We start from the raw sequence: 20,904 nt of genomic DNA, 5'->3' as shown, positions 1-20,904 counted from the left end.
GGAATCCCGGTGGCGGAACCCACAGGGAAGGTTTCTGAGCTGGGTGATAACGGGCTTCAGTAAGCGTTCAGGTATGGGAGCAAGGATGCAGGTGGAGGTGAGAAGGACTATGCGAAAGCACATGCTGCTCGCGGCGTTAGGGGCAAGCCTGGCCTTGGCGCAACCGGTTTCCGTCCCCGACCCGGCCCAGTACGGGTTCCCCGAGGTGGCGGCGTCTGTTATCCTCAACCCCTGGGACTACCTTCGCCTGGGTTTGGGGAGCGTGGTCCTCACGGTCCCCAACCAGGCCTTCGGCAAGGATCCCGTGCGGTTGGAGCTCCTGGTGGGGAACCCGGCCACTTGGCAGGGCTATGCGCCCAAGGGGCAGAAGGTGATCTACGCCTTCGCCCTGCGGGTGACCGACCTGGTGACGGGCCAGCGGATCCTCAGCTTTGCCAAGCCCCTGCACTTCAGCTACTACGGCTCGGAGATCACCGAAAAGGCGGGCTACTGGGACGTTAGCTTCACCAACCCGCCCCAGGTAACCCCCAACCCCGTCAAGCCCACGATTCAGATTTTCCACCTGGGCACCAGGCACCAGACCGGCCGCCTGGCCCACCCCCTGGCGGGAGCCGGGGTAGGGTGGCTCATCACCGTGCCCGCTCCCTAGGGGTTTACCGGCCCGTGGAGCCTGCTCCTGGGGGGCAAAGGAGGTAAGCGGTGCGTTGGAAGAGCGGTTTCCTAGGGATGCTCACCGTGGCCCTGATGGCGGGGGTCCTGGTGTGGTGGGGCCTGGACCGGGCGGATGGCCAGGGGCAGGGGGCCGGGCCAACCCCTCCCCCACCCCAGGGCCTCCTGCCCGACGAGGCCAACACCGTGGCCATCGCGGCCAAGTACGGTCCCGGCGTGGTCCTGGTGGAAAGCCTCATTCCCGGGCAGGCCCTTCCCCCTGATGTGCCCCCGCAGTTCGCCCCCTTCCTCGAGCCCTTCCTCCAGCCCCCTCGGGTGGGGACGGGCTCGGGGTTCTTCATCGATCAGGAAGGGCACATCCTCACCAACTACCACGTGGTCCAGGGGGCCAGGGAGGTGCGCGTGCGCCTCTACGGGGACCCCAAACGCTACCCAGCCAAGGTGGTGGGTGCGGTACCGGGCCTGGACCTGGCCCTGCTCCAAGTTAGGGCCAAGCCCCCCGCCGTGCTCACCCTTGGGGACTCGGACCGGGTGCTGGTGGGGCAGAAGGCCATCGCCATCGGCAACCCCTTCGGCCTGGAGTTTACCGTGACCACGGGGGTGGTCTCCGCCTTGCGCCAGAACCCGGGGGCGGTGGACCCCTTGGTGCCCAAGCTCATCCAGGCGGACGCCCCCATCAACCCCGGCAACTCCGGGGGCCCCCTTTTGGACTCTCGCGGCGAGGTCATCGGGGTGAATACCGCCATCCTCTCCCCCTCAGGCCAGGTGGGGGCTCCGCAGTACTCGGGCATCGGGTTTGCCATCCCCAGCAACCTGGTAAAGGAGTGGCTCCCCGCCATGCGGGCGGGCAAGGAGGTGAGCCAGGCCGAGGTCCTGGCCAGAAGGCCCCGCATCGGGGTCCAGGTCCTTCCCCTGGGGGCGTTGCCTCCTGAGCTACTGCAGCAGTACAACCTGCCCCCGGAGGGCCTGATGGTGGTCAAGGTAGACCCGGGTTCCCCCGCCGCCAAGGCCGGGCTCCGGGGGGCCACCCATTTTGTCACCCTGACCGGTCCCACGGGGCAGGCCGTGGAGGTCGGGGTGGACGGGGACGTCCTCCTCGAGGCCAACGGCAACCCCCTGGCGACCCCTCCGGACCTCGCCAACCTTATCGCCAACCTCAAGCCCGGGGAAGCGGTGGTCCTCAAGGTGTGGCGGGCGGGGAGAACCTTTGAGGTGCGGGTGGTGCCTGCGAGGGGACAGCCGTGACCCCGGGCGAGATCCTGAGCGGCCTCTTCTGGCTCTTCCTCATCTTCACCTTCCTAAGCCCTTACCTGCAGCGCCAGGCCTTGGAGGCCGCCCGCACCCGCGTCCTCCTAAGCCTGGAGCGCAAGCGGGGAAGCCGGGTCATCACCCTCATCCACCGGCAGGAGGCCATCAACCTCCTGGGGATCCCCGTGGTGCGCTACATCGACGTGGACGACTCGGAGGAGGTCTTGAGGGCCATCCGCCTCACCGACCCCCAGGTGCCCATTGACCTCATCCTGCACACCCCGGGGGGCCTGGTCCTGGCGGCGGAGCAGATCGCCCTGGCCCTCCTCAAGCACCCCGCCAAGGTGACCGTCTTCGTCCCCCACTACGCCATGTCGGGGGGCACCCTCATCGCCTTAGCCGCCGACGAGATCGTCATGGACGAGAACGCGGTCTTGGGCCCCATTGATCCCCAGATCGGCGAGTACCCGGCGGCAAGCCTCCTGGCCCTGCTCCAGACCAAGCCCGTGGACAAGATCGAGGACGCCACCCTTATCCGGGCGGACATGGCCGCGAAGGCCATGAAGCAGGTGGAAGAGGTGGCGGAGAAACTGCTTTCCAAGCACCTGGACCCTGACCGAGCCCGCACCACCGCCAGGCTCCTCTCCCAAGGCACATGGACCCACGACTACCCGATCACCGTGGAGGCGGCCAGGGGTCTGGGCCTCCCCATAGCCACAGCGATGCCCAAGGAGGTGTACCAGCTCATGGAGCTCTACCCCCAGGCCCAGATGCGCCGCCCGAGCGTTCAGTACATCCCCATGCCCTACGGCCGAGGGAGGGAGCGGTGAACCGGAGGGAGCCTCCCGACCTTGACGAAGGGTGAGAGCCCGTGCTAGCTTTGCCTTAGAGGCGATGGAGTCCGCCTGAACCGCCCATGGGGCTGATGACTCCTACCGGATCCCCGGTAGGAGTCCTTTGTTTGGAGGTGGCGTGGAGCAGCGCGAGGCGCTTTCCCCGACCTTGCTCGGCCATGAAATCCCGTCCCCTGGGGATGTTCCGGGTTACTTCCGGGATCTCCTCCTCTCCCAGTTAGAACGGGACATCTTCGCGGCGCACCCGGGCATGGGTCTGGAGGCCCTTTTCCGCACCCCTCTTCCGGCCAAGGGGGGAGTGGTCCACCGGCAGCAGGTGGCCCGGGAGTTGGAGAAAGAGGGGCTGGGCCGCGCCTTCCGGGGCTACTTCCGGGCCATGGAGGCGGTGCGGGCCTGGCTCGGCCTGGGGGAGAAGGCCCGCCATCCCTGGCAGGCGCGCCTGCACTTCCTGCAGGCGGCCGGGGTTTACCTGGAGGCGGTAACGGCGCTGGACAAGGAACTTCGCCGGCACTTCCCGCGTTCCCTGGGGCTTGGGAGCTACCGGGCCTATCTGGAGGCCTACCGGCAGGGTCCGGCCTTCCGCCGGTTCCAGGAGGACCTCGAGGCCACCCGCTCGGTCCTCCTCGCCCTGCGATACACCCTCCAGATACGCGAGGGGCGCCTCCTCTTGAGGGCCTACCGGGGAGAGGCCGACTACGGCGAGCGGGTCCAGGAGACCTTCCGCCCCTTCTTTGGGGAGGGGACGCCCACCTGGGAGCCCTCCTCCCCGCCCCCGGGGCCGTGGTTGAACCATGTGGAGGAATGGATCCTGGACCACCTCGCCCTCCTTTTCCCCGGGGCCTTCGGCCGCCTCGAGGCCTTCTCCCGCCAGCACCAGGGCTTTGTGGACCCGGTCCTCGCCCGGCTGGAGTGGGAAGCCCGCTTCTTCCTGGCCTACCTGGACTTCATCGCTCCTTTGTGGGAGGCGGGCCTCCCCTTCACCTACCCCGAGGTGGCGGAAACCCCTCCCTTCTTCCTGGAGGAGGGGGCGGACCTGGCCCTGGCCGCCAAGGCGGTGGCCCAGGGTACGCTTCCCGTACCCAACGGCTTCCGCTTTGATGGGACGCGCGTCCTGGTGGTCACGGGACCCAACCAAGGGGGGAAGACCACCTTCGCCCGGATGGTGGGACAGGCCCACCACCTGGCCGCCTTGGGCCTTCCCGTTCCGGGAAAACGGGCCCGTCTCCCCTTACCGGACCGGATCCTGACCCACTTCGAGGTCCGGGAGAACCCCGAGGAGCTCAAGAGCAAGCTGGAGGAGGACCTTCTGAGGCTCAAGAACGCCATGGATCAGGCCACGGAGCGCTCTCTCCTTCTTCTGAACGAGCCTTTCGCCTCCGCCCCCCTGGAGGATGCCCGGCTCCTGGGTCACTTCATCCTGAAGCGGATCCTGGCCCGGGGGAGCCTGGCGGTGGTGGTCACCTTTCTGGACGAGCTCGCCCGCCTCCCGGGCACGCGGAGCCTGGTGGCGGAGGTGGACCCCTTGGACCCCGCCCGCCGCACCTTCCGCATCCGGGAAAGGCCCCCGGACGGCAAGGCCTACGCCCTGGCCCTGGCGGAGAAGCACGGCCTCACCTATGCCCTCCTGAAGGCGCGCCTGGGGGGTGGGGGATGAGGGTGGGTCTCCTCCACCCGGAGCAAGACCTGGACCTGAGCCGTCCCCTTCCCTTTGCCTGGGAGGAGGTGGAGCACGACCTGGGCCTGGGGACGGTCCTCGAGGCCATGGCCGGGGGGGACGCCTACCTTATGGAGGTGGCCCGCAAGGTCCTGGCCCAGGGCCTCTCCTCGAACCCCGCCACCATCCTTTACCGCCAAGAGGCGGTGCGGGAGGTGTTGCAGCAACCGGGCCTAGCGGAAACCCTCTACCGCCTGAGCGAGGAAACCCTGCGCACCAAGCGGCGCGAGGCCTACAGCCTTTACCGGCGGGACCGCATCGACCTCTACGGGGCCGTCAAGGGGATGGAGGTCCTCCTCCGGGGCCTCAAGGAGCTCCTGGAGGTCCTGGAGCGGACCCCCCTCGCCCGTTCCCCCTTTCTGGACCTCCGGGCCCGCCTGGCCTCCGTCCTGACCCCCGGCTTTTTCCGCCGCGCCGAGGAGCACCTTGCCGCCCTGCGCTTTCCCCGGGGGGTCACCATGGCGGCAAGCCTCGGCCCGGAGGGGCGCGGCCAGGGATATGCCCTGCTTCCCCCGGAGGCCCCTTGGCGCCCCTGGTCCCTGGGGCGCCCGCCCAAGGCCTACGTCCTCACCCTCCACCCCCGGGACGAGTCCGGGGCCAGGATCCTGAGGGAACTCCGGGAGCGAGGGGCTTGGGAGGCCGCCAAGGCCCTGGCCACCGCGGTGGAGGAGGTGGCCCGCTTCTTCGAGGCCCTTAGGGCGGAGGCGGGCTTCCTCCTGGGCGCTTCCCGCCTGGCCTCGAGGCTGAAGGCCTTGGGCTTGCCCCTTTCCTTCCCCACCCCCGGGGAAGGCCTGCGCCTGGCCTTTAAGGGCCTCTACGACGTGGGGTTGGCCCTCCGGCAAGGGGGGGCGGTGGGCAACGACCTCGAGGCCCACGGCAAGAACCCCCTCGTCATCACCGGGGCCAACCGGGGGGGCAAGACCACGTTCCTGCGTAGCCTCGGCCTCGCCCAGATCCTGATGCAGGCCGGGCTTTTCGTGGGGGCCGAGGCCTTTGAGAGCGGCCTCGTAGACGGGATATTCACCCATTTCAAGCGCGAGGAGGACCGGGAGCTTGCGGCGGGGAAGTTGGAGGAGGAACTCAGGAGGCTCAGCGGCCTGGTGGACCACCTCACGGCGCGGCCCCTTTTCCTCTTCAACGAGAGCTTCGCCGCTACCAGCGAGCCGGAGGGGTCGGAGCTCGGGGCCCAGGTGGTGCGGGCCCTGGCCGAGCGGGGGGTACGGGTGGTCCTCGTCACCCACTTCTACTCCCTGGCCGCGGCCTTTGCGGACGATCCCCACGTCCTCTTTCTCCGGGCGGAACGGCTGCCCGACGGGAGGCGCACCTACCGCCTTCTCCCGGGGCTCCCCGAACCCACGGCCTACGCCCGGGACCTCCTCGGGTGGATCATTGGGGAGGAGGTTCCATGAGAGAAGACGTGAGCCTCGCCTGGCGCTTCGTGGTGGCCATGGGGCTGGTGAGCCTCCTCGCCGACCTCACCTACGAGGGGGGGCGGAGCGTCTCGGGAGCCTTCCTTGGGGCTTTGGGGGCCTCGAGCCTCTGGGTGGGGGCGGTCTCGGGCCTGGGCGAGTTTTTCGGGTACGCCGTCCGCCTCCTCTCGGGCCGCCTGGGAGAGAGGCACCTGGCCTGGCCCCTCCTCTACCTGGGCTACGCCCTGAACCTCCTGGCCCTCCCCGCCCTGGCCCTGGCGGGGAGTCCCTACGGGGCAAGCCTCCTCCTCTTCCTGGAAAGGCTCGGCAAGGGCCTGAGGACCCCGGTGCGCGATGCCCTTCTGGCCCGGGCCGGGGCTGAAGTGGGCATGGGCAGGGCCTTTGGCCTTCACGAGCTCATGGACCAGGTCGGGGCCGTTCTCGGCCCCCTGGTGGTGGCCCTGGCCGTGGCCCAGGGGGGCTACCGCTTGGGCTTCGCCGTGTTGGCGGTCCCCGCCCTCCTTGCCCTGGGGCTCCTTACCCGGGCCCGAGGCCTCGAGCCCGAGGCCGCCAGGGGGGCGGGGAAAACGCCGCTACCGCGCGCTTTCCCCCTCTACCTGCTCTTCGCCGGCCTCTTCGCCTTGGGCTTTGTCCACTTCCAGATCCTGGCCTTCCACCTGGAGCGGGCGGGCGCCCCTCCGGCGGGCATCGCCCTTCTCTTTGCCCTGGCCATGGGGGCCGATGCCCTCTTGGCCTTCCTGGGGGGCCTGGCCTTCGACCGGCTGCGCTTCCGGGTCCTCCTCCTGGTGCCCTTCCTGGCGGGGTGGGGGAGCTCCCTGGTCCTCCTGGGAACCTCTCCCCTACCCTGGGCCCTGGGGGCCGCCCTCTGGGGCGGGGCCTTAGGCCTCCAGGAGAGCGTGGTGCGGGCCGGAGTAGGCCACCTCTCCCAAGGTTCCGCCTGGGCCTACGGGCTATTCGACGGGGTCTTCGGCACCGCTTGGCTCCTGGGGAGCCTTCTCATGGGCTACCTCTACACCCTCTCCCCCGCCCACGCCGCCTGGGGGACGCTCGCCGCCGAGGCCCTGGCCCTGGCCTCCCTGGCCTTCCTCCTTCGGAAGGGGGTGGCTTAGCGTGCCGCTCTTCCGAAGAAGGCCCGCCCCAAGCCAGGAGGTGCGCGAGGCCGAGCTGGCCTCCTTGCGGGAGGCGGTGGCCCGCCTCGAGGGGGAGGTGGCCCTGCTCCGGGAGAAGAACGCCCAGCTCGCCCGGGAGGCCGGCCCTGCCCTAAAGGAGAACGCCGTCCTCCGCTACGAGCTTTTCAAGTGCCAGCAGGACCGGCAGGTGTTGGAGTTCCACCTTTCGGGGCTACGGTCGGAGCTACGGGCCACCCTGAACCTCCTCCGGCGTTGGGCCCCCGGGGAGCCGCCCAAGGAGGTGCCCCTCCTCACCGCCCTATTGGAGCTCCTGGAGGTGGGGCGCAGGCTAGGGGTGGAGGTCCAGGCCCTGGAGGAGGCGGAAGAAGCCGCCCGCTCGCATCTGGGTTCCTGGTCCTTCCACCCCGAGCGCTTCCTCGCCTTACGCCTGGCGGGCCTCCTGGCAGCCTTGGAGCGCCTGGTGGACGAAGGGGTCTGGAGGGCCGAGCACCCGGCGGACGGCCTGCGCGCCTACCCGCCCCCGTTGGAGCGGGTGCGGGAAACCCTGGCCGGGTTTCTCGCGGAGGCCGCCTCCGGGCAGGATACCGCCAGCGAAGGCGGTGGCGGAACGCCCTAGGGTCTGAGGCATCGTTTCAGGATGGCTTAAGGCTCCTTGGAAAGGATAAACGTAGGAGGAGGTGGACCCATGCGACCAGGCGTTGACTTCCGCGCTCCCGGAACCCCGGCACCCCAGCAGGAACCCCCGCGTCCCGCCCGGGGAATACCGCTTCCCGCCGTGTCTGAGCCGGCCTCTGGCCGGTATCCTGCCCGGCCAGATTCCCTCCTGGTGGGGGCCGCCCCACGCCGGGCCCATGGGGGTGTCCGAAAACCCCTGGCCGTGGACTGGGCCCAGGCGGACCCCGGCCGGGGCAAGGCCCTTTACGTCCAGAGGTGCGCCGTCTGCCACGGGGCCAACGGGGAGGGCCAGGCGGGGCCTCCCCTCTGGGGCCCCCGCTCCTACAACGCCGGGGCGGGCATGGCCAACTGGAAGAAGCTGGCGGCGTTCATCCACGGGGCCATGCCCCTGGGCAACCCCAACCTGTCCCCGGAAGAGGCCCGGGACATCGCCGCCTTCGTGGACAGCCAGCCCCGCCCCGACTTCATCCTTAAAGAGCACCTTCCCCCGCCCCAGGACCTGGGGGTGTACACCTCCCGGGTGCTGGAGGAGGTCAAGAAGGTGGAGCCGGTGAAGCCATGAAACTGGTGGTCCTGGGGTTTACCGGAGACCTTACCCGGAGGCTCCTCGTGCCTGCCCTCCTCCGCCTCCTGGCCCGGGGAGAGGTGAGGGACCTCGAGGTCATCGGCCTGGGCAGGGAGCCCTGGGGCGGCGAGGAGGCCCTGGACCGGCTGGAGGCCTTCTTGCGTACCCTCCCCGGCGCCGACTTCCAGGCCTGGGCCGAACTCCGCAGGCGCACGCGCTACCAGGCGGCCGACCTCAGCCCGGAGGGACTTAAAGGCCTGCGGGGCCTCGAGGGCGATGCCGTCTTCTACCTGGCCCTGCCGCCCACCCGCTTCGCCCAGGCCGCGGTGGCCTTGGGCGCGCTGGGGCTGGCCGAGGAGCGGCATGGGTTCCGCAGGATCGTGGTGGAAAAACCCTTCGGCACCGACCTTCACTCCGCCCAGGCCCTTAACCAGGCCCTCCATCGTTCCTGGCGCGAGGAGCAGATCTTCCGCATGGACCACTTCCTGGGGAAGTGGGCGGTGGAAAACCTCCTGGCCACCCGCTTCGGCAACCGCTTCCTGGAGCCCCTTTGGCGGAGCTGCCACGTGGAATGGGTGGAGATCACCTATGCGGAAACCCTGGGCCTCGAGGGGCGGGCCGCCTACTACGACCAGGCGGGGGCCCTGAGGGACATGCTCCAGAACCACCTGATGCAGCTCTTCGCCCTCACGGCCATGGAGCCCCCCACGCGGTTGGACGCGGCCGCTTTGCGTGCCCGCAAGGTGGAAATCCTGAGGGCAGTGAGGCCCATCCCGGAGGGGGCCCACGGCTTTGCTGCCCGCGGCCAGTATGCGGGCTACCGGAGGGAGGGGGCGGCCCAGGGAAGCCGCACCGAGACCTATGCGGCCGTCAAGCTCTACGTGGACAGCTGGCACTTCCAGGGCGTGCCCTTCTACCTGCGGAGCGGCAAGCGCCTGGCCCGGGACCGGGGCTACGTGGCCCTTGCCCTTCGGGCGGTGCCCCCGGGCTGCTTCGGAGCCGTGGGCCGCGGCTACTTGGTCTTCCGGCTAAGCCCCGAGGTGGGCTTGGACCTCACCCTCTTCGGCAGGCCCCTCGGCGGCGATGGGTTGGAGCCCCATACGCTGCGTTTTCGCCCCGAGAAGGCGCCGGAGCACACCGCCTATGAGGAACAGCTCCTGGCCGTGCTCCACGGCGACCTCAGCCACTTCCCCTCAGAGGAGGAGGTGGAGGCGGCCTGGAGCATCGTGGACCCGGTGCTAAGGGCCTGGCGGGAGGGCGAACCCGAGGTCTACCCCGAGGGGAGCGAGGGGCCGGAGTCGGCCCAGGGAATCCTGGAATTCGGCCACGCTTGGCTCCCCCTAGGAGGTGCAGGATGATCCGGCTGGTGGGCTTGGGGAGGATGGGCCTGGGCATGGCCCGGCGTTGGCACCGCCAGGGCCTGAAGGTGGTGGGCTTCGACGAGGACCCTGGGGCCCGGGAGCGGGCCGAGGCCGAGGGGGTCTGGGTACGGGCAAGCCTCGAGGCCCTGGCGGAGGGCACCGAGGCACCCCGGCTCTTCTGGCTGATGGTCCCCCAGGAGGCCGTGGAGGGGGTTTTGCAGGCCCTGATGCCCCTTTTGCGCCCGGGCGACCGGGTGGCCGATGGGGGCAACAGCTTTTACAAGGACAGCCTCCGCCGCAGCCAGACCCTGGCGCAAAGGGGTATCGGCTTCGTGGACGTGGGCGTCTCCGGGGGCGTGCGCGGGGAGGTGGAAGGGTACGGGCTTATGGTGGGGGGTGACCAGGTCCACGTGGAGGCCTTCTGGCCCTACCTGCTGGCCTTGGCCCCCGCAGGGGGTGGCCTGGTCCACGCCGGGGGGCCCGGCGCCGGCCATTACGCCAAGATGGTGCACAACGCCATTGAGTACGGCCTCATGGAGGCCTACGCCGAGGGGGTGGAGCTTCTCGCTGCGGGCAGGGAGCTTGGTCTGGACCCGGCCAAGGTGGTCTCGGGCTGGAGGCAGGGAACGATCGTCCGCGGTTTCCTCCTGGACCTCCTGGCGGAGGTCCTCGCCGAGGGGGTGGAGGACATCGCCCCCGTCGTCGCCGAGACCGGCGAGGCCCGCTGGGCCCTGAGGGAGGCGTTGGAGCGGCGGGTGAGCCTTCCCGCCATCGCCCAGGCCTTCTTCGCGCGGGTGGAGAGCCAGGACCGGGCACGGCTCCGCCACCGGATCTTGGCCGCCCTCCGCCACGCCTTCGGCGGCCACGAGGTGGTGAGGGGCGATGACCGTTGAAGTCTTCCCCAGCCGGGCGCAGGCCCTGGAGGCCGCCTTGGCCTGGCTCCTGGACCGCCTGGCCCACGCGGCCTCCGGGGTGCTGGCGGGTGGTGCCACACCCCTTCCCCTCTATCGCGCCCTGCGGGGGCTTCGGTTCAAGACCGCCTTCCTCCTCTCCGACGAGCGCTGGCTCCCCCCCGGGGACCTGGGCACCAACCTCGCCCGGGTGGCCGAGGCCCTGGGTCCCCAGGCCGACCACCTCCTCCCCTTCCCCCTGGGGCTTCCCCCCGAGGAGGCCCGGGAGCGCATGGAGGCCCGGGTGCAGGGCCTCCTCCCCTTCGGCTTCGCCCTGCTTGGGGTGGGCGAGGACGGGCACACGGCGAGCCTGTTCCCCGGGCACCCCGCTTTGGACAGCCCCCGCCTCGTGGAGGTGGTGTGCGATAGCCCCAAGCCCCCTCCCCTGCGCCTCACCCTGACGCCAAGGGCCCTCTCCACGGCGGAGGAGGTGCTCTTCCTGGCCTTGGGCGAGGGCAAGCGGGAAGCGGTGCGCCGCCTTAGGGCGGGCAACGACCTGCCCCCAGGGCAGATCGCGGCCCTCAGGGTGCGCCTGATCACCGATCAGGAGGTGTAGAGCCGTGGAGGCCTTCGGAAAGCCCGGCATCCCCCCCACCTGGGCCTCAAGCGATAAGGACCGGGTGGGCACCGCCTTGGGGACGAGCCGCCTCTGGTTCACCCTGGGGCACGGCATCCTAAACGAGGTTTTCTGGCCCAGCGTGGGCCGGCCCCAGGTTCGCGATCTGGGCTTCATCGTGGCCAGGGAGGGTTTCTGGCGGGAGGTAAAGCGGGTAGCCCAGTACCGGGTCCTGGAGGAGGACCCCGCGTTGCCCCTGGTGGAGGTGGTGCACGAGGGGGAAGGCTATCGCCTGCACCTGGCCTTCGTCCCCGACCCCACGCGGGACGCCCTCCTCATCGGCTACCGCCTCGAGGGGGAGGGCTTCCGCCTCTACCCCCTCCTCGCCCCCCACCTCGGGGGTTCGGGCTGGGGCAACACCGCCTGGGTAGAGGAGGGGGCTTTGTTGGCCCAGAAGGGGGAGGAGGCCCTGGCCCTCGTGGGTCCCTTCGCCCGGGGGAGCGCCGGGTACGTGGGCTTCTCCGATGGCTGGCAGGACTTTGCCAAGAACGGGGCCATGACCTGGACCTTCCCCAGGGCCGAGGACGGGAATGTGGCCCTGATGGGGGAGGTGCGGGAGGCCAAGGGGACGCTCGCCCTGGCCTTCGCCATCACGCCGGAAGGCGCCAAAACCCTGGCGAAAAGCGCCCTCGCCGAGGGGTTAGAGCGGGCACGGGAACGGGTGCGCGCCCTGTGGCAAGCGGCCCTGGCGGGCCTGGACCTAGAGGGCCCCGATCCGGGCCTGGAGGCCCTTGCCCGCCGTTCCTTCCTGGTGCTGCTGGCCCACGAGGACCGCACCTATCCGGGAGCCCTGGTGGCGAGCCTCTCCGTGCCCTGGGGCAACACCCGGGACGACCCGGGCGGCTACCACCTGGTCTGGACCCGGGATGCGGTGGAGGCAGCCTTCGCCCAACTGGCCCTGGGGCGCCAGGAGGAGGTCCGCAAGACCCTCGCCTACCTCCGGGCCACCCAGGGGGAGGACGGCCACTGGCCCCAGAACTTCTTCCCCGACGGCAGGCCCTACTGGGGGGGGATCCAGCTGGACGAGGCTGCCCTCCCTGTTCTCCTGGCGGCCGCGCTCAAGGAGCAGGGAGGGCTCAACGGGGCCTTCCCCGTGGAGGCCGCCCGGGCCATGGTGCGGGGGGCCGTGGGATTCCTGGCCCGCGAAGGACCGGTGAGCCCCCAGGACCGCTGGGAGGAGAATCCGGGGCTTTCCCCCTTCACCCTGGCGGTCACCGTGGCTGCCCTGGCGGCGGCCGCCCTCTACGGGCTCGTGGAAGGAGAAGAGGCGGCCTATGCCCTCTCCCTCGCCGACTGCTGGAACGCCCGCATAGAGGAGTGGACCTACGTGGAGGGGACCGCCCTGGACCAAGCCCACGGCACCCGGGGCCACTACGTGCGCCTTGCCCCTCCGGGGGCCCTGGGCCCGAGGGGGCGGGTGGAGGTGAAAAACCGGGTAGGGGTGAGCCTGGAGCCCGCAGCCCTGGTGGGGCTTGAGTTCCTGGCGCTCCTCCGGCTGGGCTTGAGGCCGGCCCATGACCCCCGGATCCAGGACTCCCTACGCCTTGCGGACGCGCTTCTCCGGGTGGCGACCCCCACGGGGGCTTTCTATCACCGCTACCCTGAGGACGGCTACGGGGAGCATGGGGATGGTAGGCCCTTTGACGGCACCGGCAAGGGGCGCGCCTGGCCCCTTCTCACCGGGGAACGCGGGATGGCCGCCTTCCTCTTGGGGGAGGATCCTCTTCCTTACCTGGCCTCCATGGCCGGGAGCACGGGCCGAGGGGGGCTGATCCCGGAGCAGGTGTGGGACGCCTCTCCCATCCCCGAGCGGAACCTCTTCCCGGGTAAGCCCACGGGAAGCGCCCAGCCCCTTGTCTGGGCCCACGCCGAGTACCTGAAGCTCTACCTGGCCTGGACCCGGGGGAAGGCACCCCCCGAACGCCTGGGACGGGTGGCCGCCCGCTACCTCGAGGGGAGGTCTAAGCCCCAGGTACGCCACTTCCGGCGGGAAGTGCCCCTCCAGGCCTTGGCCCCGGGGGAGCGCCTTTTGGTGGAGGAAAGGCGGCCCTTCGTCCTCCACATGGGGTTTGACGGTTGGCAAGGCGTACGGGAGGTGGAGAGCGAGCCCCTTCCCTTCGGGCTGTACGGGGTGCTCTTGGACCTCGAGGGGCACGAGCGTCTGGACTTCACCTTCTACTTCCCCGAGGAGAACCGCTGGGAAGGGCGGGATTATTCCATAGGGAGGCGGTAGCCATGGAACGGGAAGACATGGAACGGGAGGACCCCAAGCTTAAGCGAGAAAGGCGGCTGGTGCTCACGCTCATGGGCACCAGCCTCGGCTTCGCCACGCTCTCGGCCCTGCTGGTGGCCAAGGACCTGGTCCCCAAGCCGAGCCACAACCTAGACCGCCTCCCTCCCCAGGTGGGGGACGTCCTGGTCCACGCCACCGGCCACGCCCAGGGGGAGCCCCTGGACCCCACCGCCTTACCCCTAGGAGGGCCACCCCTTCTCGCCTATCCCATGGATCCCAAGACCGGGACGGTGCGGAGCGGGGACCCCAAGAACACGCTCCTCGTGCTCCGCCTGGACCCCAACCGCCTCACCCCCGAGGTGGCCCGCCACGCGGACCAGGGGGTGGTGGTCTACTCGGCGGTCTGCACCCACCTTGGGTGCATCGTGAGCCTATGGCACCAGGGGGGGATCCTGCAGTGCCCCTGTCATGGAAGCGAGTTCAACGCGTACGACGACCGGGTGGTGGCGGGCCCAGCCCCGAGGCCCCTCCCCCTGCTTCCCGTGAAGGTGGAAGGGGGTCAGCTAGTGGTGACGGGGCCTTTCACAGGACCCGTGGGCGTGGTGGGGTAGGCTTGGGGCATGAACTACCTGGACTTCGCCCTGCTGGTCTTCCTGGGAAGCCTCGGGGCAGGGCTCGTGGGGGCTTTGACGGGCCTCGGGGGCGGGGTGGTCCTGGTGCCCTTGCTCACCCTCCTCTTCGGGGTGGATCTGAAGCTGGCCCTGGGGGCCTCCCTGGTGTCGGTGATCGCCACCAGCAGCGGGGCGGCGGCAGCCTACGTGCGGGAGGGCTTCACCAACCTGCGGGTGGGGATGCTCCTGGAGGTGGCCACCACCCTGGGGGCGGTGGCCGGGGCCACCCTCACCGCCCTTCTGCCCCATCGGGTGGTGGCGGGGGTCTTCGGCCTGGTCCTGCTTCACGCCGCCTATACCAGCCTGGGAAAACTGGAGCAGGAGGGCCTGGCCGACCCCCGGCCTTCCGACCCCCTGGCCTTGCGCCTCCGCCTCGAGGGCACCTATCCCGGTCCTCGAGGCCCGATCCCTTACCGGGTCCACCGGGTCGTGCCGGGGTTGGCGCTCATGGGGCTTGCGGGTCTCCTGTCCGGGCTCTTGGGCATCGGCTCGGGGGCGGTGAAGGTCCTGGCCATGGATCGGGTCATGGGCCTCCCCTACAAGGTGTCCACCACCACCTCCAACTTCATGATCGGGGTCACCGCCGCGGCCAGCGCGGGGATCTATTTAAAGAACGGGTTCATCCACCCGGACCTGGCCTTCCCCGTGATGTTAGGGGTCCTCCTGGGGGCCCTCCTCGGGGCCAGGATCCTCCCGGGGGCCCGGGTGGCGGGGCTGAGGCTTCTCTTCACCGGGGTCATCGCCCTTCTGGGCCTTGAGATGTTGGCCCAGGGGGTCTGGGGGTAACGGTGGCCCTCCTCCTCAGCCTGGTCCTGCGGGGAGGCGTCCTCCTGGCCGCCCTACTGGTTTTCCTGGGGGGATTGGGCGTGCTGGCGGCCCATTGGGACGTGCCTGCCCAGGAGCTTCTCCGTACCCCCTTGGGATCCGCGGGCTGGGCTCCCATCCCCCTCGTACGGCAGCTTATCCGGGGCCATCTGGAGACCCTCGTGCCCCTTGGCCTATGGGTTCTGATCCTCACCCCCGTGGCCCGGGTAGCCCTCTCGGCCCTGCTCTTCGGCTTGGAAGGGGACCGGTTCTACATGGGCGTGTCCCTCTGGGTGCTTCTTGTCCTGGTGCTGAGCCTCTTGGGGGTACTTTAATACAAGTAGTTACTACTTGCATTAATTGTTCCCCCACGCTAATCTGAGCCCATGGAAACCCGCATGCCCACCCACGAGGACCATCGGTTTGTCCTGCAAGTGGTTCAACCCGGGCTCCTCGGCCTCATGGACGGCTCCGTCTCCACCCTCGCCCCCCTCTTCGCCGCCGCCGGGCTCACGCGGAATCCCCACGATGCCTTCCTGGTGGGTGTAGCCGCCGCCCTGGGGGCCGCGCTCTCCATGGGCCTGGCCGAGGCCCTTTCCGACGACGGTAAGGTGACGGGCAGGGGTAGCCCTGTCCTTCGGGGCGGCGTCACGGGCCTGGCCACCTTTCTCGGAGGGATGTTCCACACCCTCCCCTTCCTGATTCCCCACATCCGCGTTGCCCTCGCCTTGGCCTCGGCCGTGGTGGTGCTGGAACTCCTCGCCATCGCCTACATCCGCTACCACTTCATGCAAAGCCCCCTGGTCCAGACGGTGGCCCAGGTCATCCTGGGTGGAGGCTTGGTCTTCCTGGTGGGGCTAACGCTAGGACGCCTGGGGGGAAGCTAGGCGCTTGGGGATCTCCGCAGCGGTGCGTGCGCCGGGTGGAGGCCAAAACCGCCTGGTAGCGCGCCTCGCGAGGCCTGGGAAAAGCGGCGCCAGGGGCTTCAGCCTGGATTCAGGTGGGCCAGAGACACTTAGGCTATGATTGACAGCCCGGCCCAGCTCATTGCCATCCTGGTGGTAGCCCTCCTCCTCTTCGGCCCAAAGAAGCTCCCCGAGCTCGCCCGGGGCCTCGGCCAGTCCGTGCGGGAGTTTAAGCGGAGCGTGGAGGGCATCGTGGAAGAGGCCAAGGAGGAGGCCAAGCCCCTAGAGCCCGGGGGAGAAGGACCTAAAAAGGGTTAGGCCTAGGGGGATGGACCTGGGCCCCGCGCTCGGGCGGGGTGTAGCCCGCGCGAAGGTCTATCGCCCCTTACCCAGGTGGGCCCCTCCTTTTACCCTCGTGTTACCTTCCCCGCCCATCCTAAAGTCGCCCAAGGGGGAAGCCCCCGGGGCAGAAGGAGGAAGCCATGAAGAAGCTTGCGGCAGTTGGTCTTTCGGTAACGGCCCTCGCGGCCCTCGGGTTCAGCCTGGCGGACAAGGTCCAGAAGGGGGCGCAAAGCCCCGGCTACCAGGGGAGCTTCCCCGTGCAGGAGGGCCGGGACGAGGCCCAGGAGGCGCAGACCTACCTCTCCCTGGCCAAGGTGAGCCAGCAGGAGGCCGTGGCCATTGCCCAGAAGGCCCTTAACACCCAGGCCGCCCCCGCCAAGGTCCAGCTCGGGGTGGAAAACGGCTACCTGGTGTGGGAGGTGGTGCTTGCGGGCCAGGAGGTGAAGGTGGACGCGGGCACGGGCCAGGTGCTCCACCAGGAGGCCTACGGGCAGGAGGAGGACAGGGGCTCGGCCCACGAGGAACACGAGGGCTCGGGCGAGGTGGAGGGCACGGAGGGCGAGTAGCCCTTTAGACCGAAGGGGGGCTCCTCCCCGGGGCCCCCCTTCACGGAGGTCCCTATGAACCGAGCCCTATCCCTCCCCCTCCCCGCCCTCGGCCTGGCTATGGCCCGGGCCTGGCCGACCCTCGGACCCGTGGAAGTGGCCCGTGGAGAGGGCTCCTCTGGGAAGTAGCCATGTCCCCCAAGCCCTCCCTTCCCCTTTGGGCAAAGCCCCTCGCGCTTTACGGGGGGCTCGCCCTTGCCCTCTTCGTCTTCCTGGAACTCGCCGAAGACGTGTACCGCCACGAGGGGTTCTCCTTTGACCGGCCCATCCTCACGTGGTTCCACGCCCTGCGCTCGCCCTTTTGGGACGGCCTGGCCCGGCTCCTGACCCAAAGCGCCTCCCTCCCCGTCCTGACCTTGGTGGCGGCGGGCGTGCTCCTCGGAGCCTGGAGGAGGGGGCTTTCCTGGCCCAGGTTCCTCCTCCTCCTCGGGGGAGCCGAGGCCCTTAACCTCACCGGCAAGTACCTCTTCGCCCGCCCCCGCCCCCACCTCTTCCCCCAGCTTGCCCCCGAGCACGACTTCAGCTTCCCCTCCGGGCACACCATGGCCAGCCTGGCCTTGGTGTTGGGGCTCTACTGGCTGTGGGAAGGAAAGGGGAGGAAGGCGCATTGGGCCCTGGGGCTGGGCCTTCCCTGGGCCTTCCTCGTGGCCCTTTCCCGGCTCTACCTCCAGGTGCACTACCCCTCCGATGTCCTGGCGGGCTGGGCCCTCACCGCGGCCTGGTTCTTGGGCCTGCGCCTTATCCTGGGAAGGCGGGATGCGGCTTCTCTTGGTGGAGGATGACCCCCAGGTGGGGGAGCTGGTGAAGGAGACCCTGGAGGCCGAGGGATACGCCGTGGACTGGGCGGCGAGCGCGGAGGAGGGGCTGGGGCTTCTCGAGGCCTTCCCCTATGATCTGGCCATCCTGGACGTGATGTTGCCGGGCATGGACGGCTTTACCCTCCTACGGCGGATGCGCCCAAAGTGGCGCCTTCCCGTCCTCATGCTCACCGCCCGCGGGGAGGTGGAGGACCGGGTGGAGGGCCTGGAGGGAGGGGCCGACGACTACCTGGTCAAGCCCTTCCACCTTAAGGAGCTCCGGGCCAGGGTGCGGGCGCTGCTCCGCCGGGCCCACGGGGAGGCCACCAACCTGGTGGTGCGGGGGAGGCTCGTCCTGGACCTGGAGGGCAGGCGGGCCTATTGGATGGGGAAGGAGGCCAGGCTCTCGGGCCGGGAGTTCGCCCTCTTGGCTTTTCTGGCCCTGAACGCCGGGGGCCACTACCCCCGGGAGGTGCTCCTGGAAAAGGTCTGGGCCGGGGAGGAGGGGGTGGACCCCAAGGCGGTGGACGTCTACGTGTACCGCCTGAGGAAGAAGCTGGCCGAGGACGCCATCCGCACCGAGCGGGGCCTCGGCTATACCTTTGTGGGATGACCCTGCGCCTACGCCTCACCCTCTTCTACGTCCTCCTCCTGGGCCTCGTCCTCGGGGGGCTTGGCCTCTTCCTGCGCTACGCCCTGCGGTCCGCCCTTTACGGGGCCTTGGACGCCACGCTCCAGGACGCCCTCCTCCTCGCCCACCCCCTGGTGAACGAGGAGGAGGGCCGCTTTCGCCTGGAGGGGGAGCGGGGGGCCCTGCCCGCCGACCTCGCCCTTTACCTGGTGGTAGGCGGACAGGTGGTGGCCCGGCAGGGACCGGTCTTTCCCCCGCCCCCCCGGCTCCAGGCTGGCTGCTTCAGCCACGGGGAAGTGCGCTATTGCGTGCTTCCGGGAGAGGGCTACCGTCTGGTGGCGGCCCGCTCCCTGGAGTGGGCGGACCGGGCCATGGACCGGGTGGAGCGCGTCCTCTTCCTGGGCTTCTCAGGGGCCTTGGCCTTGGCCTTCCTCCTGGGTTACCTCCTCTCGGGCAGGGCCCTGGCGCCTTTGGGCCGCATGGCCCGGAGGGCCCTGGAACTCGCCCAGGCCCCGGACCCCAGGGCCCGGCTCCCCGAGCCCGGGAACCTAGATGAGGTGGGCCGCTTCGCCCGGGCGCAGAACCTCCTCCTGGCCTCCCTGGAGCGGCTTCTGGAGTCGGAGAAGCGCTTCGTGCGCCATGCGGCCCACGAGCTCCGCACGCCGCTTACCGCCCTCATCGGCAGGCTGGAGCAGGCCCTCGAGGCCGACCCCCCGCCCCGGCGTCCCCTGGAACGGGCCCTGGAGGCGGCCCTGCACTTGAAGTACCTCTCGGAACGCCTCCTTCTCCTGGCCCGGGCGGACGCCCCCCTCCGGCGGGAACCCCTGGACCTGGTGGGCGTGGTCCTCGAGGCCTTGGAGGACCTCCCCAAGGAAGGGAAGGCCCTGGAGCTGGACCTCCCCCCCACCCTCCCCCACCGGGGTGACCCCGACCTCCTTCGGGCGCTGGCGCGGAACCTCCTGGAAAACGCCTTCCGCCACGCCAGGACCCGGGTAGCCGTCCGCCTGGAGCCCGGCCCCTGCCTCGTGGTGGAGGACGATGGCCCCGGGATTCCACCACAAAAGCGGGAAGAGGTGTTTAAGCCCTTCCGCAGATTCTCGTCCGGGGAAGGGAGCGGGCTCGGCCTCGCCCTGGTGCGGCGGGTGGCCGAGGCGCACGGGGGTTTTGCCCGGGCGGAGGAAAGCCCCCTGGGGGGTGCCCGGGTGAGGGTCTGCCTGAATGGTAGGGTGAAGGGATGAGGTGGCCGGTGCTTTACCTTGTCCTCGCCGTAGCTCTCCTCTCCTTTGTCCTCATTAACGCCCCTTGGTTCACCCAGCAGGCCTACGCCCTCTACTACCGCGCCCGTGTGGGGGCCCTCCCCTCTTTCCCCGTGCCCCCAGGCACCCGCCTCCTGGTCCTTTCTCCCCACCCGGACGACGAAAGCCTCTGCTGCGCCGGGCTCATCCAGAGGGTGCTTCGCTCGGGCGGTGAGGTCTACGTGGCCTGGATGACCCTGGGGGACGGCTTCCAGTGGGACGCCGCCCTCCTGGACCGCACCCTGAGGCCCCGCCCTGAGGACCTCCGCAGCTTGGCCCTGCGCCGCGAGGGCGAGGCCAGGGCCGCCGCCCGGGCCCTGGGGGTGCCGGAGAGCCATCTCTACTTCCTGGGGTACCCGGACCGGGGCCTGCTTCCCATGTTTTTAGAGCATTTCTATACTCCTTACCATTCCCGGGCCACCGCTCTCTCCCGGGTGGCGTACGCGGGAACCCTGTCCCCCGGGGCCCCCTACACGGGGGAGGCCTGGGAGACCGACCTCCGCCGGGTCCTCCGGGAGGTCTCTCCCCACCTGGTCCTGGCCCCGGCCCCTGAGGATGCCCACCCCGACCACCGGGCCACGGGGTACATGGCCCTGAGGCTCCTCGGGGAGGCGGGCGCCCTGGAAAGGCTCTACTTCTACGTGGTACACGGGGGCACAGAATGGCCCTTGCCGAAGGGTCTCCACCCCGGGCTTTACCTGGAGCCCCCACCCCGCGGGCGCCACCTCTCCTGGCGGCGCCTGGACCTTAGCCCCGGGGAGGAGGAGGTCAAACTGCAAGCGTTGAAGGCCCACCGGAGCCAGATGGAGCTCCTGGGCCGCTTCATGGAAGCCTTTGTCCGGAGGAACGAGCTCTTCGCCCCTTACGCCCCCTAGCGGTTTCGGGTGGACCGCACCTTGCGCACCCGCTTGGGCACCAGGTGGTCCCTGGGGATCACGCTGATGGTGCCGTCCACCTCCAGGACCGCGGCCAGGACGTCTTTGAGGTCAAGGATCCCGTGCTCCCGCAGGGCGGCCATGAGCGCCTCGAGGTCCACCCCCTCCCGCTTCAGGTGCTCGGGGATGGGCCGGCCCTCGTGGACGAGAAGGGTGGGTTCGCCCGCCATCCGCCGGCCTAGGGGACTCTGGGAAAGGGCGCGGTCCAGAAGGAGGAGCACGCCGGCCCCTAGCAGCCCCCCGACCAGGCTGTTGTCCGGTCCGATCATGGCGTTTTGCACCACGTTGGAAAGGAGGAGCAGGGTGAGGAGGTCCAAAGGGGTCATCTGCCCCAGAACCCGTTTCCCGCTCAGGCGGAGGTAGCCCAGGAGGACCAGGTAAACTACCCCTACCCGCGCCAGGGTGAAGAACACGGTCAAGGGGTCCCCAAGGGCCTCGCGAAGGTGGCTTTCCATGACCCCATTCTGGCCCACC

Annotated in this window: 23 protein-coding genes and 1 riboswitch; of the genes, 22 read left to right on the top strand and 1 reads right to left on the bottom strand. The window is 69.8% G+C overall.

Annotated elements, in window-relative coordinates; genetic code table 11:
* Positions 1-121 precede the first annotated feature (121 nt).
* The 22 genes from ACYQ0J_RS04885 (at position 122) to ACYQ0J_RS04780 (ending at position 20,370) form a co-directional block, all read left to right on the top strand.
* A complete protein-coding gene (locus ACYQ0J_RS04885) occupies positions 122-649 on the top strand; it encodes a hypothetical protein (protein WP_460171060.1) in 528 nt (175 codons plus the stop codon).
* 77 nt (positions 650-726) lie between these two features.
* Positions 727-1,914 (top strand): S1C family serine protease, encoded by a 1,188-nt coding sequence (locus ACYQ0J_RS04880; protein ID WP_460171145.1) that lies wholly within the window; start codon positions 727-729, stop codon positions 1,912-1,914.
* Complete coding sequence (locus ACYQ0J_RS04875; protein WP_460171059.1) at positions 1,911-2,747, top strand: SDH family Clp fold serine proteinase; 837 nt, start codon at positions 1,911-1,913, stop codon at positions 2,745-2,747. Before ACYQ0J_RS04880 ends, ACYQ0J_RS04875 begins: the two co-directional genes overlap by 4 nt.
* 51 nt (positions 2,748-2,798) lie before the next feature.
* Positions 2,799-2,859: riboswitch (Fluoride riboswitch) on the top strand.
* A 30-nt stretch (positions 2,860-2,889) separates the two neighbouring features.
* A complete protein-coding gene (locus tag ACYQ0J_RS04870; protein ID WP_460171058.1) occupies positions 2,890-4,425 on the top strand; it encodes a MutS-related protein in 1,536 nt (511 codons plus the stop codon).
* The gene (locus ACYQ0J_RS04865; RefSeq protein WP_460171057.1) at positions 4,422-5,894 is read left to right on the top strand and encodes a MutS-related protein; all 1,473 of its coding nucleotides are present in this window, start codon (positions 4,422-4,424) and stop codon (positions 5,892-5,894) included. Before ACYQ0J_RS04870 ends, ACYQ0J_RS04865 begins: the two co-directional genes overlap by 4 nt.
* Entirely contained in the window at positions 5,891-7,024 is a 1,134-nt protein-coding gene (locus tag ACYQ0J_RS04860; RefSeq protein WP_460171056.1) for an MFS transporter, read from the top strand. Before ACYQ0J_RS04865 ends, ACYQ0J_RS04860 begins: the two co-directional genes overlap by 4 nt.
* 1 nt (position 7,025) lies before the next feature.
* Positions 7,026-7,661: a hypothetical protein gene (locus tag ACYQ0J_RS04855; protein WP_460171055.1), complete on the top strand. Its 636-nt coding sequence runs from the start codon at positions 7,026-7,028 to the stop codon at positions 7,659-7,661.
* Between the two features lie 261 nt (positions 7,662-7,922).
* Complete coding sequence (locus ACYQ0J_RS04850; RefSeq protein ID WP_460171054.1) at positions 7,923-8,282, top strand: c-type cytochrome; 360 nt, start codon at positions 7,923-7,925, stop codon at positions 8,280-8,282.
* Positions 8,279-9,643 (top strand): glucose-6-phosphate dehydrogenase (NADP(+)), encoded by a 1,365-nt coding sequence (locus ACYQ0J_RS04845; RefSeq protein WP_460171053.1) that lies wholly within the window; start codon positions 8,279-8,281, stop codon positions 9,641-9,643. The genes ACYQ0J_RS04850 and ACYQ0J_RS04845 overlap by 4 nt, the downstream gene beginning before the upstream one ends.
* Positions 9,640-10,539 (top strand): NADP-dependent phosphogluconate dehydrogenase, encoded by a 900-nt coding sequence (locus tag ACYQ0J_RS04840; protein WP_460171052.1) that lies wholly within the window; start codon positions 9,640-9,642, stop codon positions 10,537-10,539. Before ACYQ0J_RS04845 ends, ACYQ0J_RS04840 begins: the two co-directional genes overlap by 4 nt.
* Positions 10,529-11,152 (top strand): 6-phosphogluconolactonase, encoded by a 624-nt coding sequence (locus ACYQ0J_RS04835; RefSeq protein ID WP_460171051.1) that lies wholly within the window; start codon positions 10,529-10,531, stop codon positions 11,150-11,152. Before ACYQ0J_RS04840 ends, ACYQ0J_RS04835 begins: the two co-directional genes overlap by 11 nt.
* 4 nt (positions 11,153-11,156) lie before the next feature.
* The gene (locus ACYQ0J_RS04830; RefSeq protein ID WP_460171050.1) at positions 11,157-13,445 is read left to right on the top strand and encodes a glycoside hydrolase family 15 protein; all 2,289 of its coding nucleotides are present in this window, start codon (positions 11,157-11,159) and stop codon (positions 13,443-13,445) included.
* Positions 13,446-13,447: 2 nt separating this feature from the next.
* Positions 13,448-14,056 (top strand): Rieske (2Fe-2S) protein, encoded by a 609-nt coding sequence (locus tag ACYQ0J_RS04825; protein WP_460171049.1) that lies wholly within the window; start codon positions 13,448-13,450, stop codon positions 14,054-14,056.
* A 9-nt stretch (positions 14,057-14,065) separates the two neighbouring features.
* Entirely contained in the window at positions 14,066-14,902 is an 837-nt protein-coding gene (locus ACYQ0J_RS04820; protein ID WP_460171048.1) for a sulfite exporter TauE/SafE family protein, read from the top strand.
* A gap of 2 nt (positions 14,903-14,904) precedes the next feature.
* Entirely contained in the window at positions 14,905-15,255 is a 351-nt protein-coding gene (locus ACYQ0J_RS04815) for a DUF1634 domain-containing protein (RefSeq protein WP_460171047.1), read from the top strand.
* Positions 15,256-15,306: 51 nt separating this feature from the next.
* Positions 15,307-15,807 (top strand): VIT1/CCC1 transporter family protein, encoded by a 501-nt coding sequence (locus ACYQ0J_RS04810; RefSeq protein ID WP_460171046.1) that lies wholly within the window; start codon positions 15,307-15,309, stop codon positions 15,805-15,807.
* 135 nt (positions 15,808-15,942) lie between these two features.
* Positions 15,943-16,143, top strand: a complete 201-nt coding sequence (locus ACYQ0J_RS04805; RefSeq protein WP_460171045.1) for a Sec-independent protein translocase subunit TatA/TatB — start codon at positions 15,943-15,945, stop codon at positions 16,141-16,143.
* Between the two features lie 164 nt (positions 16,144-16,307).
* Positions 16,308-16,733, top strand: a complete 426-nt coding sequence (locus ACYQ0J_RS04800; protein ID WP_460171044.1) for a PepSY domain-containing protein — start codon at positions 16,308-16,310, stop codon at positions 16,731-16,733.
* Positions 16,734-16,903: 170 nt separating this feature from the next.
* Entirely contained in the window at positions 16,904-17,554 is a 651-nt protein-coding gene (locus ACYQ0J_RS04795; protein ID WP_460171043.1) for a phosphatase PAP2 family protein, read from the top strand.
* Positions 17,529-18,182 (top strand): response regulator transcription factor, encoded by a 654-nt coding sequence (locus tag ACYQ0J_RS04790; protein WP_460171042.1) that lies wholly within the window; start codon positions 17,529-17,531, stop codon positions 18,180-18,182. The genes ACYQ0J_RS04795 and ACYQ0J_RS04790 overlap by 26 nt, the downstream gene beginning before the upstream one ends.
* Complete coding sequence (locus tag ACYQ0J_RS04785) at positions 18,179-19,438, top strand: sensor histidine kinase (protein WP_460171041.1); 1,260 nt, start codon at positions 18,179-18,181, stop codon at positions 19,436-19,438. Before ACYQ0J_RS04790 ends, ACYQ0J_RS04785 begins: the two co-directional genes overlap by 4 nt.
* Positions 19,435-20,370, top strand: a complete 936-nt coding sequence (locus ACYQ0J_RS04780) for a PIG-L deacetylase family protein (protein ID WP_460171040.1) — start codon at positions 19,435-19,437, stop codon at positions 20,368-20,370. The genes ACYQ0J_RS04785 and ACYQ0J_RS04780 overlap by 4 nt, the downstream gene beginning before the upstream one ends.
* Here the strand turns inward: ACYQ0J_RS04780 and ACYQ0J_RS04775 are convergent.
* Positions 20,367-20,885 (bottom strand): DUF421 domain-containing protein, encoded by a 519-nt coding sequence (locus ACYQ0J_RS04775; RefSeq protein ID WP_460171039.1) that lies wholly within the window; start codon positions 20,883-20,885, stop codon positions 20,367-20,369. The genes ACYQ0J_RS04780 and ACYQ0J_RS04775 overlap by 4 nt on opposite strands.
* Between the last annotated feature and the right edge of the window lie 19 nt (positions 20,886-20,904).

The organism is Thermus sp. FJN-A, from assembly GCF_054655095.1.
The sequence above is the reverse complement of the archived record's forward strand: the minus strand, read 5'-3'. Positions and strand labels throughout refer to the sequence as shown.

Bases quoted from the DNA above. Each gene is read 5' to 3' on its own strand.
- ACYQ0J_RS04885 (WP_460171060.1), top strand. From the start codon at position 122: ATGCTGCTCGCGGCGTTAGGGGCAAGCCTGGCCTTGGCGCAACCGGTT.
- ACYQ0J_RS04880 (WP_460171145.1), top strand. From the start codon at position 727: ATGCTCACCGTGGCCCTGATGGCGGGGGTCCTGGTGTGGTGGGGCCTG.
- ACYQ0J_RS04865 (WP_460171057.1), top strand. From the start codon at position 4,422: ATGAGGGTGGGTCTCCTCCACCCGGAGCAAGACCTGGACCTGAGCCGT.
- ACYQ0J_RS04860 (WP_460171056.1), top strand. From the start codon at position 5,891: ATGAGAGAAGACGTGAGCCTCGCCTGGCGCTTCGTGGTGGCCATGGGG.
- ACYQ0J_RS04845 (WP_460171053.1), top strand. From the start codon at position 8,279: ATGAAACTGGTGGTCCTGGGGTTTACCGGAGACCTTACCCGGAGGCTC.
- ACYQ0J_RS04840 (WP_460171052.1), top strand. From the start codon at position 9,640: ATGATCCGGCTGGTGGGCTTGGGGAGGATGGGCCTGGGCATGGCCCGG.
- ACYQ0J_RS04835 (WP_460171051.1), top strand. From the start codon at position 10,529: ATGACCGTTGAAGTCTTCCCCAGCCGGGCGCAGGCCCTGGAGGCCGCC.
- ACYQ0J_RS04825 (WP_460171049.1), top strand. From the start codon at position 13,448: ATGGAACGGGAAGACATGGAACGGGAGGACCCCAAGCTTAAGCGAGAA.
- ACYQ0J_RS04820 (WP_460171048.1), top strand. From the start codon at position 14,066: ATGAACTACCTGGACTTCGCCCTGCTGGTCTTCCTGGGAAGCCTCGGG.
- ACYQ0J_RS04810 (WP_460171046.1), top strand. From the start codon at position 15,307: ATGGAAACCCGCATGCCCACCCACGAGGACCATCGGTTTGTCCTGCAA.
- ACYQ0J_RS04805 (WP_460171045.1), top strand. From the start codon at position 15,943: ATGATTGACAGCCCGGCCCAGCTCATTGCCATCCTGGTGGTAGCCCTC.
- ACYQ0J_RS04800 (WP_460171044.1), top strand. From the start codon at position 16,308: ATGAAGAAGCTTGCGGCAGTTGGTCTTTCGGTAACGGCCCTCGCGGCC.
- ACYQ0J_RS04795 (WP_460171043.1), top strand. From the start codon at position 16,904: ATGTCCCCCAAGCCCTCCCTTCCCCTTTGGGCAAAGCCCCTCGCGCTT.
- ACYQ0J_RS04790 (WP_460171042.1), top strand. From the start codon at position 17,529: ATGCGGCTTCTCTTGGTGGAGGATGACCCCCAGGTGGGGGAGCTGGTG.
- ACYQ0J_RS04785 (WP_460171041.1), top strand. From the start codon at position 18,179: ATGACCCTGCGCCTACGCCTCACCCTCTTCTACGTCCTCCTCCTGGGC.
- ACYQ0J_RS04780 (WP_460171040.1), top strand. From the start codon at position 19,435: ATGAGGTGGCCGGTGCTTTACCTTGTCCTCGCCGTAGCTCTCCTCTCC.
- ACYQ0J_RS04775 (WP_460171039.1), bottom strand. From the start codon at position 20,885: ATGGAAAGCCACCTTCGCGAGGCCCTTGGGGACCCCTTGACCGTGTTC.